The following is a 14,270-nucleotide window of genomic DNA, read 5'->3' on the forward strand; positions in this document are numbered from 1 at the left end:
AAGGTCCGGGCGAAAATAGCGAGGTAAATCGACTGGTTGGGCTCTGCCTTAACGAGGCTGCCAGAGGCCGAGTCTATGCGGTGATCAAGGGCGGCCAGCAGGAAGTAAGGGGTCAGGCTCGACGATGCCTGCTTCAAGGCTCTCCAGTGATTAACTTCGCCCCAAGCGCTGTCTATGGCGATTAAGGCATCACGCTTGGACGGCGCGTCACTCGGCGGGAGGTTGCGCAGGGTTTTAGTGATGAGGGTTCGATAGCCGGGGATTTCATAGCTCAACCGTTTGGAGAGCGCGCCAATCTGGCCGTTTTGTTTGGCATTGGCCAAGTCGCTGACCAAGGCTGCAAAAGCCTGTTCGTTCGGCAAGGTTTTGCATTTCCAGGTGGTCAGCGCCTCTACAGTAGCTGGTAGTGCGGTGTTGGCATCGGGGTTATCGACGCTGCGTGTGAGCAACGTGCCGATGGGGAAAGCAAAGCACACGATCACGAAGACAAATAGCGGAGCAATCAGCAATAGCGATTTGAACTTGTAGGAACGTTCGGATTTTATGAGCTTGGCTCTCAGGTCGGAGGTCTGCTCATGGGGTTGGCCTGACGCAACAGTGGCGGATCGACTCATGTTCGACGGCTCAATAGGGGGCCGCGTCCAGGGCACGGATGTGCTCTGGCGACCAAGAAAGTGAAATCGAACTGCCAACCGTCCAGCTGTGATTCATGTGTGAGATGGGCAGCTTGACCATGAAGTTGGGTTGCCCGGCAATTTCAGTGATCATGCGCACGTGATCACCCAAGTAGATGTATTCCTGAATGCGCGCGGTTATGACTGTGCTACCCGCATTGCCGACCAGTACGCGTTCGGGGCGGATGCACAAGGCCACTTGATCGCCCGGCTGCGAGTGCGCCACCGGCACGGCACGGATCAGGCTGCCGTCCGCCAGACGTGCCACGGCGTATTGCTCATCGCGATAGACAAAGGTGCCGAGCAGGGTGTTGTTTTCGCCAATAAATTGCGCCACGAAACTTTTGTTAGGGGCTTCATAGATCGCTGTCGGCGTGTCGATTTGTTGAATCACGCCATCGTTGAACACCGCCACGCGGTCAGACATGGTCAGGGCTTCGCTTTGGTCGTGGGTCACATACACCACGGTCAGGCCCAGTTGCTGGTGCAGGTGTTTGATTTCCAGTTGCATGTGTTCGCGCAGTTGCTTATCGAGAGCGCCCAGCGGTTCATCCATCAGCACCAGCTTGGGTTCGAACACCAGCGCACGGGCTAAGGCAACACGTTGCTGCTGGCCACCCGACAGTTGCGCCGGGTAGCGTTTTGCGAAATCGGTGAGTTTCACCATGTCCAGAGCGCGGCTTACTTTTTGCTTTTTGTCGACGCTGTTAATTTTGCGGACAGCCAGCGGGAAGGCCAGGTTTTGCTCAATGGTCATGTGCGGAAACAGCGCATAGTTTTGAAATACCATCCCGATGTTGCGTTTGTGCGGGGGGAGGTTGTGCAAAGGTTTATCGTTAAGAAAAATTTCGCCTTGGGTTGGGGTTTCGAAGCCAGCCAGCATCATTAGGCTGGTGGTTTTGCCAGAGCCGGACGGACCGAGCAGGGTGACAAATTCCCCTTCGTCAATGTCGAGGTTTAAATCCTTAACCACGGGACGCAAACCGTCGTAGGTCTTTTGGATATTTTTAAAGCTGACCAGGTGTTTCACGTAACCATCCTCACTCGAAAGCAGGCACACGGGCTCTTCACTAATGCCTGCGTGTAAAGCGGCAATAGCGCACAGATAACGTCGCAAAACCTGCCACCGTAGGCCGGTGGCAGGGTGAGCAAGAGGCGGGGGGTTACTTCTTAACGACCCAAGCGTTGAAACGCTCGGTCAGCGGTTCGATGTTTTCAACCCAGAAGTCGACGTCGATAGGGATCGACTGCGCGAGGTTTTCTGGGGTGGTAGGCAGGGTGTGCTTCAAGTCTGCCGGTACAAAGTCGTTGGCTTTGGTATTTGTCAGGCCGTAGGCAATGTGCTTGGGTAGCTTGGCTTGCTCTTCGGGTTGGCTAGCGAAAGCGATGAAGTCCATGGCTTGGGCTTTGTTTTCGCTGCCTTTGAGCACAGCCCAAGAGTCGATGGCCGAGACGCTGCCGTTCCACAGGAACTTGAAGTTTTTACCTTCGTTGTTGTTAAAACCGGTGATGCGGCCGTTGTAGGCGGAACTCATGACGATATCGCCAGCGGTCAGCATTTGCAGCGGCTGTGCCCCAGCCTCCCACCACACGATGCTGGACTTGATGGTGCCCAGTTTGTTGAAGGCGCGGTCTACACCTTCTGGCGTGCGCAGCACGTTGTACACCTCGGAAGGCTTGACGCCGTCAGCAATCAGCGCGAACTCAAGTGCGTATTTCGGGCCTTTGCGCAGACCGCGCTTGCCGGGAATTTTTTCCAGATCAAAAAAGTCGGCCCATGAGGTGGGTTCGGTCTTGAGCTTGTCGCCGTCCCATGACAGGCCGGTGTTCCAAACGATGTTGCCGACACCGCACTCACTCACGGCCTCCGGGATGAAGTCAGCTTTGTTGCCGACCTTGGCCCAGTCTATTGGTTCGAACAACCCGGACTCGCAGCCCAGTGCAAGGTCTTCGGCTTCAACTTCGACAACGTCCCAGTTAGGGTTGCCGACGCGGACCTTGGCATCTAACACGCCAACGCCGCCGTCCCAGCTTTGGTCCAGTACTTTTTTGCCCGTTTGTTTGCCGTAGGGTGCGAAAAACAGCTCGCGCTGTGCGTCCTGAAAATTACCTCCCCAAGAAACAATCGTCAGATCACGGGCACTGGCAGCTTGGGAAGCTGCAAGGCCAATGAGAGCAAGTCCATATGCTGCAACAGCGTGGCGTGATTTATGCATTGTTAGCCTCTACGCAGATGTTGTGGTTACGCGGTAAAAATTTTTACCACTTGAGCGAGGGCTCAGGCAAGCTTTATTTTGCTTGGCTGTAACGTCATGAATCAGCGGTGGAGCGGTAAGCGGTTGTTTTTTCACGTCTAAAGATGAAAAAAGACGTTACACCTGCAACCGACTGTGTTTTTTTAGCTAAAGTGTCAAACGGTTCTACAGGGTCAAACCTGTTCGCAACCGTGTTACTTTGCCGCACTCAGAGGGTGCTGCAGGGGGCACAATGACCCAACCTGGTGCGTGCGAGTGGCCTTTATATAAAGGCTCTCGGCAGTTCAAGGTTCACATTAAACGTTGGCCCGCTTGGGTGCCGTTTAGCTAAGGAATCCACCGTGACAGAAACATCGGCGACAGGCCGAAGCCCGCATATTCGAGAAGAACTTCCCGATAACCCGGCAGAGGTTGCGGACACGGCCTCAGTAGGTGCACGGCTCAAGGCGTTACGACAAAGTCGAGGTCTTTCGATCAGAGGCTTGTCAGAACTGGCCGGTGTGCCGCATGCCACGCTTTCCATTATCGAACGGGATAAGTCCAGCCCGTCCGTGAGTATCTTGAAGCGTTTGCTTCGGCCCTTGAATGTCACCCTTAGCGTATTTTTTTCCGACTCGGCAGTTGTTGACCGCGCCGTCTTCTACAAGGCCAGTGAACTGGTCGAACTGGCTGATGGCAAGAAGCTATCATACAGGCAAGTGGGCGCGAATCTCGAAAATAGTTCGATGATGATTCTTCATGAGCGTTATGAGCCGGGCGCAGACACCGGGGAAGAGGGCGAAGAGCTGTACTCGCACGACGCGGAGGAAGGCGGAATCATCATCCAGGGTCGCTTGGAAATGACAGTGGGTGATGAAATTCGGGTGTTGTCGGTGGGCGATGCTTACTATTTCGACAGCCGTCTGCCGCACCGGATGCGCAACCCATTTGATGAAGTGTGCATTGTGGTCAGTGCGGTATCGCCGCCCACGTTTTAAGATCAAAAGATCGCAGCCTTCGGCAGCTCCTACGCGGTTTGCTGAGGTTTAGTGGCGTTGGCGGAGCTGGGCGAGCAGTGCCTGTAAGGGGTGTTGCAGCGCTTGGCCTGCGTGGCGTTTGACTTGGCTGCGGCACGAATAACCATCAGCCAGCAGTTTGCCGCCCGGCAGGTGGCGCTCGACGATGGGCTGCCAAGACTGCGAGTAAATGAGCGATGAGGTGTGAGCGTTGCGTGTTTCGTGCCCGTAGGTCCCGGACATCCCGCAGCAACCGCTGGGTAAGACATTCAGCGTGAGGCCAAAGCCGTCGAAGACTTTTTTCCAGACCTCAATGCTCCCCGGCTCGTTGGTGCGCTCGGTGCAGTGCGGTAGAAACTGGTAGACGTCTTTCGCGCCGTCTTGCACCGCTTCCGGCAGTGCCGTCGCCAGCCATTCCTGCGGTAGCGCAACATGTGGCGCCGCCTCTTGGTCTAGGGTTTTGGCGTACTCTTGGCGATAGACCAAGGTCATGGCCGGGTCTAGGCCCACCAGCGGTATGCCGCTTTCTTGCAGCGCCATAAGCCCTTTGGCGGTGTTCGCTGCGGTCTTTTTAAACGCTCCAAGAAAACCTTGCACTTGCAACGGTTTGCCATTGGGCGAGAAGGGCGCTAGGTACACCTGGTAGCCAAGCCGAGCAATCAATTCGATCCATTGCGCTGCCAGTGGTGTCTCGAAATAACGGGTGAAGGCGTCTTGAACCAAAATCACGCTGCGTGCGCGTTGCTCTGTTGTCAGGCGCGATAGGCGTTGTGGCGTGGCAATTTGCACGTTCCATTGAGCGCATACGCTATGAAAATCCATCAGGCTCAACAGCGGGCTGTCGACCATGCCGACAACGCGCTCCAAGAGGTATTTAACCGGCTTGGCGCTCATCATCGCGTTGTACAGGCGTGGGAAGCGCGCAATGTGGGGGATGCTGAACTCCAGTGAGCCGATTGCATAATCCTTGAGCGGGCGCAGGTAGCGGCTGTGATACAGCTCTAGAAAACGGGCTCTGAAATCCGGCACGTTGACTTTGACCGGGCATTGCCCCGCGCAGGATTTACACGCCAAGCAGCCAGCCATGGCGTCATACACTTCGTGAGAAAAGTCTTTTTCGCCCATCAATTTGGCCAGCGAGTTGCGGGCCCTGCGCAGCACGCTGGAGGAGTAATTGCCCAAGACGTCGACCCCTTGTGCGCCCTGCTGGCGCAGCCATTCACGCATTAGCGAGGCACGCCCTTTGGGTGAGTGAATGCGCTCGCGGGTGGCTTTCCAAGACGGGCACATCGCGTCATCAGGGTCAAAGTTGTAGCACGCGCCATTGCCGTTGCAGTGCACGGCGCTTTGATAGCTTTGCCACACACGTTCGTCAATTTGCCGGTCTAGGTCGCCGCGTAATGTGACCTCATCGACGCGGGTCAGGCGGGCCGTGCTGAGCCGCGCCGGGGTCGCGATTTTGCCGGGGTTTAGTTGGTTGAACGGGTCGAATGCCGCTTTGATCGCCTGCAACGCCGGATACAGCGCGCCAAAGTATTTTGGCCCGTATTCCGAACGTAGCCCTTTGCCATGTTCGCCCCAGAGCAAACCGCCGTATTTATGCGTGAGCGCCGCAACCCCGTCTGAAATCGGGCGGATGAGCGCCGCTTGGCGCGGGTCTTTCATGTCTAGAATCGGCCGCACGTGTAAGACCCCGGCATCGACGTGGCCGAACATGCCGTATTCCAGATGGTGACTGTCCAGCAGGGCGCGGAATTCGGCGATATAGTCCGCCAAGTTTTCCGGCGGTACGGCCGTGTCTTCGACAAATGGCTGCGGTCTGGCTTCGCCTTGCACGTTACCCAACAGCCCCACAGAGCGTTTGCGCATGGTGTAGACGCGCTTTATCGCTTCGCTGCCGATGGCCAATGTATGGCCCAAGCGGCGTACGCTGTGGTCGTTGTGCAAATGCTCGGTAAAGTCGTGAACGCGCTGCTCCAAGCGTTCCAAGTCATCGTCACTGAACTCGATCAGGTTGATGCCCATGGTTGGGGTGTTCGGGTCTTGCGGGAAATATTCAGCAACTCCATGCCAAACGATGTCTTTCATCGCCAGCAGTAGCACTTTTGAGTCGACCGTCTCAATCGACAGCGGCTTGAGCGCCATCAATGCTTTGGCGTCGCGCAGGGCCTCCATAAAGCTGGCGTAGCGTACGTTGACTAATATCGAGTGCTGCGGGATGGGCAGAACGTTGAGTTTGGCCTCGATGATAAAGCCCAGCGAGCCTTCGGAACCGCACAGGAGGCTGTTCAGGTTAAAGCGGCCATCGGCCTCGCGCAGGTGGGCGAGGTCATAACCAGTGAGGCAGCGATTGAGCGGCGGAAAGATCTCTTTGATTAACGCTTGCTGGTTATCGGCAATGTCTTGGGCGCAGCGATAAACCTCACCAATAACGTTTTGCTGGGCTGCCTGTTGGCTGGCCTGCTCGTTTGTCATCACTTGGCTGTCCAAGCGCTTGCCGCCCAGTAGTAGGGTTGACAGCCCAAGCACGTGATCTCGAGTTTTGCCGTAGGTGCAACTGCCTTGGCCGCTGGCGTCGGTATTGATCATGCCGCCAACAGTAGCGCGGTTAGAGGTCGACAGCTCAGGGGCAAAGAACAAGCCGTGCGCTTTAAGGGCTGCGTTCAGTTGGTCTTTGACCACGCCGCTTTGCACCCTAACCCAGCGTTCTTGAACGTTGATCTCGAGAATCTGATTGAGGTGCCGTGAGAGATCGACCACCAGCCCGTCAGTCAGCGACTGGCCGTTGGTACCGGTGCCGCCGCCGCGCGCGGTCAGCACAATAGAACGATACTCGGGCCGTGCGGCGAGCGTGGTCAGGCATTCGACGTCGGCATAATCCTTGGGGAATACCGCCGCCTGAGGTAAGCGTTGGTATATCGAGTTGTCAGTGGCCAGCACCGTTCTGAGGGCGAAATCACTGGCGATTTCGCCCTTGAAGCCTTCCGTTGTCAGTGCGCTTAGAAAACGTTGGTAAGCGTCATCAAGACGATGGATAGGAGCGAGGCGGGCGATCATCGGGGGTATTTCCTGCAGGCTAATTCATTTCTACATTCACTCGTCGCATGGTGTTGGCGAACTCGCCGGCGCGGTGAAATTGATTTAGCAGGATTTTCAGGGTCTAGAAGCGTCAAGGCAAACGTATAACGTGCAGCCTTTGCATGAGGTTTATGAATGAATGGGGGCGTATTGCTCGCGATCTTTTAAAAGATCGCGAGCAAGCTCGCTGATACAAAACTGTAGGAGCTGCCGCAGGCTGCGATCTTTTGATCTTTTAAAAGATCGCAGCCTTCGGCAGTTCCTACAGCGTGGGCAGCTTTTCTAGCGCGGCGCGCAGTTCATCGGCGTTGCTAAAAGCTTGCTGCGACACCAGGGTGCCGTTGTCCAGTTGCAGCCATAGCACTTGGTCTTCCGGGCCTGGGTAGTGGGCGGCGATGCTGCCGTCACGGTCCAGTACAACGCGGTAGTTGTAGTCGCGCATTTTTGGCAGGGCGAACATTTTACCGATCAATGACGGCATCCCATGGATGTCGGCGAGAAATGCCACATGGCGGGCGGGCAGATACTCTTTTGTCTGGCCCTCAAGTGCGGCTTTTACCAGCTTGGAACCGTCCATGTTGCGGGCCACCAGAAGCACGTGGGTATTGGCGTCTAGGGTGTAGGGTTGATCATGCTGGTCTTGCAGCGTCCACGGGGTGAGGGGCTCGCCAACCGTGGCGGCGAAGGTCGGCATGGACAGCGCGCTTAATAGCAGTAAAAGTGCAATTTTCACTGTTTTATGTCTCCGGTTTTGATCTGGGGTTATCGTGGGTTTAGGCTGACGATCAAGCGCGACCAGGGGTTTTCTGGGCTAAACGTTTGGCCCAGTTGCCGCCGCAGGCGCGCTGGCATTCGTCTTCGGAATCGTAAAACACATGGTTGGCTACTTGGCGCACATTGATCGAGGCGTCGACCAAAGCTTGAGCCGTGCGTTCGACCATAAACCGCGCCTCGCCATCGGCCAGAGCGAAGTCTTTGCTCACCTGAGTGTCGAATACCCAGACGATTTTCAGGCTCGCCGGGAAGGTGTCGAAGTTCACTGAGTGGGTTAGCCAGACAAAACCTGGAATTTGCCCTTTGGCGCTTTCACAGGCATCGGTCAGGTGTTTAATCAGGCCCCGTTCAATCTGTGCCTGATTACGTTTGTTCAAAGACATGGGTGAATCCTGTGGGCAACGGTGACAAAGGGGCAATTGTACGTGAAGTGCCAATCAGCAATTGATCTACTTCTCATCGCTCAAAAGATGCGTTTTCGTCCAAAGTGCCACCTGGGGTAGAATGTCGCGGTCTGGAGGCTGACCCTTGCAGGTTTCGCACCTTGTAGCTCTGTGCAAAGTGCTTCAAAAAGTGTCAGCTCCCATGAAATCGCAACACGAGGTTGGGGGTGAAGGAGCTGGGCAGGTTAAGTCTGCCGTTGGCCACGCCCGACACATACACCAAAATGTCACCCAAGTAGCTGAAGCCAAAAGCAATAAAAGATCAGCGCCCAAGGTACATAAAAGTGAGGTCTATAGTGTGCATAGGCCTTATATGTCTACTCGATCATGGCCTGATGAAGGGCTCGGTTGCAGGTAGCCTGTCCTGTAATGGGTCCAGCTCTGTTCTGATCGCAGTGCCGGGTAGATGGCGTTTTATCTTAGGTACGACAACATGTTTAAGAAGATGAACAAAGGGCTTGTGGGCCTGGCGCTGACCATGGGACTAACGTCCGTGAACGCTGCCGAGCCAAAGCAAGTTGATGTACTGCTGATTGGCGGCGGCATCATGAGCGCTACCTTGGGTGTCTGGCTTGATGAGCTGGAACCCGGTGTGTCCATGGAGATGATTGAACGGCTCGATGGCGTCGCTCAAGAAAGCTCCAACGGCTGGAACAACGCGGGTACCGGTCACTCAGCGTTGGCTGAACTCAACTACACCCCTGAAGACAAGAACGGCAACGTTGAAATCCCTAAGGCCATTGAAATCAATGAAGCCTTCCAGATTTCGCGTCAGTTCTGGGCTTGGCAGGTCAAGAACGGCGTTCTGAAAAACCCGCGTTCGTTCATCAACTCCACTCCGCACATGAGCTTTGTGTGGGGCGATGACAACATCAAGTTCTTGAAAAAGCGTTACGAAGCTCTGCAAGCCAGCCCGCTATTCGCAGGCATGCAGTACTCCGAAGACCCAGAGCAGATCAAGCAATGGGTGCCGCTGATGATGCAAGGGCGTGACCCAAGTCAGAAAGTCGCGGCCACTTGGAGCCCGATCGGTACTGACGTCAACTTCGGTGAAATCACCCGCCAGTTCGTGTCTTACCTGCAAACCAAGCCTAACTTCACGTTGAACTTGTCGAGCGAAGTTAAAGACATCACGCGTAACGAAGATGGTACGTGGCGTGTAGTGTCTAAAAACCTCAAAGACGGAACTGAAACGGCGACTAACGCCAAGTTTGTGTTCATTGGCGCGGGTGGCGGTGCTCTGCACCTGCTGCAGAAGTCGGGTATTCCTGAAGCCAAGGAATACGCTGGCTTCCCGGTAGGGGGGTCGTTCCTGGTAACCGAGAATCCAACCGTGGCCGAGCAACACTTGGCCAAGGCTTACGGTAAAGCTTCGGTGGGCGCGCCTCCGATGTCGGTTCCGCACTTGGACACCCGCGTGCTGGATGGTAAGCGCGTAATCCTGTTTGGCCCATTCGCGACGTTCTCGACCAAGTTCTTGAAGGAAGGCTCGTACTTTGACCTGCTGACCAGCACCACGACGCACAACATCTGGCCAATGACCAAAGTGGGTATCGAACAATATCCGCTGGTTGAGTACCTGGCCGGTCAGCTGATGCTGTCTGATGATGACCGTTTCAATGCGCTGAAAGAGTACTACCCGGACGCTAAGCAAGAAGACTGGCGCCTGTGGCAAGCCGGTCAGCGTGTGCAGATCATCAAACGTGACGAAGAGAAGGGCGGCGTGCTGAAGTTGGGCACTGAGATCGTTGCTTCCAAAGACGGCAGCATTGCCGGCCTGCTGGGTGCTTCGCCAGGTGCATCGACCGCTGCGCCAATTATGCTCAACGTGCTCGAAACCGTGTTCAAGGACAAGGTAGCGACGCCTGAGTGGCAAGCCAAGCTGCGTGAGATCGTGCCTAGCTACGGCACCAAGCTGAACGGCTCGCCTGAGCGTGTTGCACAGGAATGGGCGTACACCGCCGAGACCTTGCAACTGACTCCGCCGCCAGCTATCCCGGCAGCAACGGGTACGCAAGCAGCACCTGCTGAGCCGGCCAAGCCTGCTCCAAGCAATCCGGCGGCTGACATGGCGCTGTAAAAGCAAGCCCCGCTCAACAGCGTTGAGCGGGGCTACTTTTTGTACGTTTTAATCGTTTAACCCTCGCAATCCCCCCTCTACATTCATATTTACTGGCTGCCCAATAGCGCGGTCCAGTAGATGCCTGCATCACTTTTAGGGTCTGTCGCATAGGCGGCACCCAGCTCGCGGAAGTCTGGATTCATGATATTGGCGCAGTGCCCTGGGCTTGCCAGCCACCCATCGACGACTTTGCGCGGTGTGTCTAGACCGGCGGCGATGTTCTCGCCAATCAGTTGGCCACTGTAACCGGCCAGTTCGGCGCGATCACCAGGTGTGCCGCCCGTGCGGTCTTTGTGGTCAAAATAGTTGTTGTTGGCCATGTCGCGGCTATGGTTTTGGGCCGCTGTCGCTAGAGTGGCGTTCCAAGTCAGCGGGTCGGTCGGTGTAAACGCCTGAGTACCGCATTGACGTGGTTGGGTGCGGGCGCTGTTGATCAACTCCAGCACCTTTTGGCCCTCTGCCTGTGAGTCGCCCAAGCGTGAGGTCAACAGGGGGCGCGCCAAGACGATGCGCCAATCTTGCCCGGAGTGGCTGACCCCGATGTCAATAAACTGTGGATCCAGCACCACTTTGCAGAAGCTTTCACGCACGGCTTTCATCGCGGCGTCTGAGTCACGTGGGCCGGTGAGGTTGATCGCCTGTACGTTAACCATCGGGTAGGCAGCACGTGCAAGCGCATCCTGTAAGTCGCCGTAAGCACTGGCAGGCAGTATCAGTCGGGTATCTAAGGTCAGGGGTGGCAGCTCTTGTGAGGCTTGAGCGCCGCAAGGTTGGGCTTGGCTGCGATAGGTGTTGATTGAATCAACCAGTTGCGATTCTTCGCTGGCCAATGTGGATGCGCTAAAGATCAGGCTCAGGCTGAGCCCTGCCAAGCGGGTGAACGTGAAGTGTCGGCGCATAACGTTTCCTCGGATCGGAATGCGCCCATCATGCGTTATTTCTGGCTGGCCACGAAAGCTTTGGCTTTAGCGGTCAGTTGGTCGATCTGGCGATCACGTTTTTTTTCGGCGTCGAGCATGGCTTTTTTGCCGTTGCGATTAAGTAGGTAGGTGTGGATCTGTCGTACCTCGGTACTTTGATAAACCGAAGAGACGTCTAGCACGCCCATCAAGCCGTCTGAGCTGTAGTCGCGGGTGTTCATTAGCACTTGCGGGCCGCGGGTGCCTACAACCTGAAAGCCCATGCCTTGCAACGCCGCGACTTTGCTGACGCTACAGCTCAACTCTGTGTGCGGGTAACGGCGGGTGACTTCTTGCAGCATGGCCTGCATCACCCCCAGATGACGATGGCTAGACAACTCGGCCATGTAGGCGATGCCGCAGGCGTGTGGGTCGTCTTTGAACGGCAGGTACAGGACAAACCCGCTGACTTTCTGCGGGTCGTGTTCATCGGTCGCGACAATCAGTTCAATCGCAATACCTTGCGAGCCGTCGAGGGCTTGCAGATACAGGTGTACTTCAAAACCGATGGCGTACTGATAAATGCTGTACAGCAGATTGCTCGGCGCGATTTCCATGGCGCTGATATCGCTGAGATGATCAACCACAAGCTGCATGATCTGGGCGTTAATCGGCTCGCTGATCGGCGTATCGAAATGAGTGAGGGTGGTCATAAGTCAGGTCTGTGGGCGTGAGGAAAAGCACATGACCCTGTCGAAACGCGCTGGCTCAGCCAGTAGTCATGCAAGGCGCGGGCTGCCGGGGCAACGTCAGCGACCTGTTGCTGATGGGCAGCTACGTCGAGGTCTTCCGGCAGTTCAAAGGTGTCTTGCTCGGCCAGATCGACGATGGTTTGCAGCAAGGCGGCTTGAATAGCGGGCAACGCGGGCCAGTGTGCAATGGCGATGGCGCGTAGGTAGCCGAAGCACCATTCTTCGGCCAAGGTGACGGTTTGGCCTTGGTGTTCGCTTGCTTCAAAGCGCGGCGCAAAAGCTGCGGGGTCTTCAGCCAGTTGCAAGGCCAGAACGTTGTAGTGCCGGGTACACAGTTCGATAACGTTTTTGAGGTCTTCGGGGCTTTCCCAGTTAGGCAACTGACCACCCCAAATGGCAGGAAACCATTGGGCAATATCCACTTGCTCCGGGCTGGACGCCAGCGCAGTGAAAAAGCCATCCAGCTCGCAGGTGTTGAGAATAGTGTAATCGTCGCCGTACTTAAGCAGAGTTTCTTCGATTGCCTCGAACTCTGTGGCACTCAATGGTTGGCTTTGCATGGCGGGTTCCTTGGCTGTTTGTCCTGAGTCAACGCTACGTCAGACCTTTGGGTTAGTCGACCTGCACAATCGAGTCGAGCACAAAGTATTTAAAGCCGGCTTTGGCCAAGGCTTTTTTGGCTTCCTGTTCGGCATCGAAGCGGCTCAACAATTTTGAGTCATGCACAAACAGGGTTTCTTCGCCGTCATACACTTTGCTCACGTGCAACGTCACCCGCAATACTGGGCCTCGACGTTTGACCGGCGTTTTTGGTGCTGGCTTGGGAGTCAGGGTGGCAGTGATTTTGGGGGCGACAGGAGCTGGGAGTGGTGCGGGCGTAGCGACGGGTGCTGTCTCAGCTGGCAGATCAAGGCCGAGCGCTATGCGCATTTCGTCCTCGGTGAATCCGGTACTCATGTTCTGGCTCTATCGTTATTAAAAAACGCGCTTATAAGTTATTAAGCCTGTTTAGGCAAGGTAAACCAGAGGATTGGCGCTAGAAGTGCTCGTTCTGTAAGGCAGTTCACCTTTTAAACTGTATTCAGGTGTCACGCAGCAGGTCATGGCTGTCGAGTAGCTTGTAGGCAATTTCTGGGCGTTTTTCCAAAGCACGGCGTATGGCGGCCGGGATCGCTTGGCGTGTCTTGCGGCACAAACCGGGTTGTTCAGCGACCCGGATCTCAATCCCGCGCATGGTTCGAACTTCGTTAAAACCCGGCCCAACGTTGACCTCAATCCCTAATTGTTCGTGCATGCGACGTTGCATGTGCTCTAGATCGGCCAAGCTCTGAATGTTTTCGAGCCGCTCAAGCATGACTTTTTCTGCCTGCCGGCTGAGGCTCAGGATGCGCAGATCGGGGGCGGGTTGCGCCAACAGTTGCTCACGCTCGCAGATGCAAGCACCGGGAGGGCAAGGCTGGCGGACCACGATTGAAGGGTTCATGGGCATGAGCATAGTCACATTGCCCTGGTTTTGTCGCGTTGCAGCCCTTGTGCGCATCAGGCGCTATAAAGCGCTGGATGCGCAGTGACTGATGCCTGTGTCAGGCATGGGCGGGCTGATGATTGAGGTCCTCGTCAAGAATGGCCGCATACAATTGACGATCAATATTGGCGCCGCTCAAAATCACGGCCACTCGACGCCCTTGTTGCTGGGCCTGCTCTTTGATCAACCCGGCCAACGCAGCAGCGCCAGCGCCTTCCGCTGTGTTATGGGTGGCTTCGTGGTAAAGGCGTATGGCGTGTGCAATGTCGCGGTCCGAAACACGGATCACTCGCGCGGCGCCTTTGGCAATGATTGCCAGCGCATCAGGCTGTGGCTGACGGCAGGCCAGGCCGTCGGCGAAAGTGTTGGCGCTGTCAGTGCACACCACGCAACCTTGTTCGACACTGAGGGCATAGGCATCGGCATGCTCGGACACCACGCCGACGATCTCAGTGCTTAGCCCCAGCAGGTCGCGTGCTTGGATCAAACCGCAGATGCCTGAACCCATACCGATGGGCACATACACGGTGTGCAGGTCTGCGACCGCCTCCAGTAACTCAAGGGCATAGGTGGCAACGCCGCGAATTAGATCGGGATGAAAGGCCGGGACCAAGTGCAGGTGATAGGTGTGCGCCAGCTCGGCGGCGTGGCTGCGTGCTTCATCGAAATCCTTGCCATGCTCAATGACCGTCGCCCCCAAGGCGCGCATCGCGGCGTTTTTGCCCCGTGAGTTACCTTCGGGTACGACAATGC

The 14,270-nt window shown here is 56.0% G+C and carries 13 protein-coding genes and 1 pseudogene; 2 read left to right on the forward strand and 12 right to left on the reverse strand.

Annotation, left to right across the window (positions count from 1 at the left end; all coding sequences use genetic code 11):
• The 3 genes and pseudogenes from AQS70_RS02435 to AQS70_RS02445 all read right to left on the reverse strand — a co-directional run.
• Window positions 1-614: pseudogene (locus tag AQS70_RS02435) on the reverse strand (ABC transporter permease); the annotation flags it as partial.
• A 10-nt stretch (window positions 615-624) separates the two neighbouring features.
• Window positions 625-1,728 carry an ABC transporter ATP-binding protein gene (locus AQS70_RS02440; protein WP_206542125.1) on the reverse strand — a complete coding sequence of 368 codons (1,104 nt, stop codon included), beginning with the start codon at window positions 1,726-1,728 and terminating at the stop codon, window positions 625-627.
• 109 nt (window positions 1,729-1,837) lie between these two features.
• Entirely contained in the window at window positions 1,838-2,890 is a 1,053-nt protein-coding gene (locus AQS70_RS02445) for an ABC transporter substrate-binding protein (RefSeq protein WP_055101351.1), read from the reverse strand.
• 380 nt (window positions 2,891-3,270) lie between these two features.
• Between AQS70_RS02445 and AQS70_RS02450 the strand changes: the two genes are divergently transcribed.
• Entirely contained in the window at window positions 3,271-3,906 is a 636-nt protein-coding gene (locus tag AQS70_RS02450) for a cupin domain-containing protein (protein ID WP_082428015.1), read from the forward strand.
• 48 nt (window positions 3,907-3,954) lie between these two features.
• Here AQS70_RS02450 and ydiJ read toward each other — a convergent pair whose 3' ends face one another.
• The 3 genes from ydiJ to AQS70_RS02465 all read right to left on the reverse strand — a co-directional run bounded on the left by ydiJ (window position 3,955) and on the right by AQS70_RS02465 (window position 8,159).
• Window positions 3,955-6,981: a D-2-hydroxyglutarate dehydrogenase YdiJ gene (gene ydiJ, locus AQS70_RS02455; RefSeq protein ID WP_055101352.1), complete on the reverse strand. Its 3,027-nt coding sequence runs from the start codon at window positions 6,979-6,981 to the stop codon at window positions 3,955-3,957.
• Between the two features lie 283 nt (window positions 6,982-7,264).
• The gene (locus AQS70_RS02460; protein ID WP_055101353.1) at window positions 7,265-7,735 is read right to left on the reverse strand and encodes a hypothetical protein; all 471 of its coding nucleotides are present in this window, start codon (window positions 7,733-7,735) and stop codon (window positions 7,265-7,267) included.
• A 52-nt stretch (window positions 7,736-7,787) separates the two neighbouring features.
• The gene (locus AQS70_RS02465) at window positions 7,788-8,159 is read right to left on the reverse strand and encodes a hypothetical protein (RefSeq protein ID WP_055101354.1); all 372 of its coding nucleotides are present in this window, start codon (window positions 8,157-8,159) and stop codon (window positions 7,788-7,790) included.
• Between the two features lie 493 nt (window positions 8,160-8,652).
• On the opposite strand from AQS70_RS02465, the gene mqo reads away from it, so the two are divergent.
• On the forward strand, window positions 8,653-10,299 hold the full coding sequence (mqo, locus tag AQS70_RS02470; RefSeq protein WP_055101355.1) for a malate dehydrogenase (quinone): 1,647 nt from the start codon (window positions 8,653-8,655) through the stop codon (window positions 10,297-10,299).
• A gap of 89 nt (window positions 10,300-10,388) precedes the next feature.
• On the opposite strand, the gene AQS70_RS02475 is transcribed toward mqo, so the two are convergent.
• The 6 genes from AQS70_RS02475 to AQS70_RS02500 form a co-directional block, all read right to left on the reverse strand.
• The gene (locus AQS70_RS02475) at window positions 10,389-11,240 is read right to left on the reverse strand and encodes a CAP domain-containing protein (RefSeq protein WP_055101356.1); all 852 of its coding nucleotides are present in this window, start codon (window positions 11,238-11,240) and stop codon (window positions 10,389-10,391) included.
• Window positions 11,241-11,275: 35 nt separating this feature from the next.
• Window positions 11,276-11,953: a hypothetical protein gene (locus tag AQS70_RS02480; protein ID WP_055101357.1), complete on the reverse strand. Its 678-nt coding sequence runs from the start codon at window positions 11,951-11,953 to the stop codon at window positions 11,276-11,278.
• Complete coding sequence (locus AQS70_RS02485; protein WP_055101358.1) at window positions 11,950-12,552, reverse strand: UPF0149 family protein; 603 nt, start codon at window positions 12,550-12,552, stop codon at window positions 11,950-11,952. The genes AQS70_RS02480 and AQS70_RS02485 overlap by 4 nt, the downstream gene beginning before the upstream one ends.
• A gap of 52 nt (window positions 12,553-12,604) precedes the next feature.
• Window positions 12,605-12,949: a hypothetical protein gene (locus tag AQS70_RS02490; protein ID WP_055101359.1), complete on the reverse strand. Its 345-nt coding sequence runs from the start codon at window positions 12,947-12,949 to the stop codon at window positions 12,605-12,607.
• 124 nt (window positions 12,950-13,073) lie between these two features.
• Window positions 13,074-13,475 carry a hypothetical protein gene (locus AQS70_RS02495; protein ID WP_055101362.1) on the reverse strand — a complete coding sequence of 134 codons (402 nt, stop codon included), beginning with the start codon at window positions 13,473-13,475 and terminating at the stop codon, window positions 13,074-13,076.
• A 100-nt stretch (window positions 13,476-13,575) separates the two neighbouring features.
• A partial coding sequence (locus AQS70_RS02500) for a threonine dehydratase (protein WP_055101360.1) occupies window positions 13,576-14,270 on the reverse strand: 695 nt, incomplete at its 5' end.

Origin of the sequence: Pseudomonas endophytica, from assembly GCF_001411475.1 — a bacterium.
Taxonomy (GTDB): Bacteria; Pseudomonadota; Gammaproteobacteria; order Pseudomonadales; family Pseudomonadaceae; genus Aquipseudomonas; species Aquipseudomonas endophytica.

Coding starts and splice junctions, on each gene's coding strand:
- AQS70_RS02445 (WP_055101351.1), bottom strand. CDS start 2,890: ATGCATAAATCACGCCACGCTGTTGCAGCATATGGACTTGCTCTCATT.
- ydiJ (WP_055101352.1), bottom strand. CDS start 6,981: ATGATCGCCCGCCTCGCTCCTATCCATCGTCTTGATGACGCTTACCAA.
- AQS70_RS02465 (WP_055101354.1), bottom strand. CDS start 8,159: ATGTCTTTGAACAAACGTAATCAGGCACAGATTGAACGGGGCCTGATT.
- mqo (WP_055101355.1), top strand. CDS start 8,653: ATGTTTAAGAAGATGAACAAAGGGCTTGTGGGCCTGGCGCTGACCATG.
- AQS70_RS02475 (WP_055101356.1), bottom strand. CDS start 11,240: ATGCGCCGACACTTCACGTTCACCCGCTTGGCAGGGCTCAGCCTGAGC.
- AQS70_RS02480 (WP_055101357.1), bottom strand. CDS start 11,953: ATGACCACCCTCACTCATTTCGATACGCCGATCAGCGAGCCGATTAAC.
- AQS70_RS02485 (WP_055101358.1), bottom strand. CDS start 12,552: ATGCAAAGCCAACCATTGAGTGCCACAGAGTTCGAGGCAATCGAAGAA.
- AQS70_RS02490 (WP_055101359.1), bottom strand. CDS start 12,949: ATGAGTACCGGATTCACCGAGGACGAAATGCGCATAGCGCTCGGCCTT.
- AQS70_RS02495 (WP_055101362.1), bottom strand. CDS start 13,475: ATGAACCCTTCAATCGTGGTCCGCCAGCCTTGCCCTCCCGGTGCTTGC.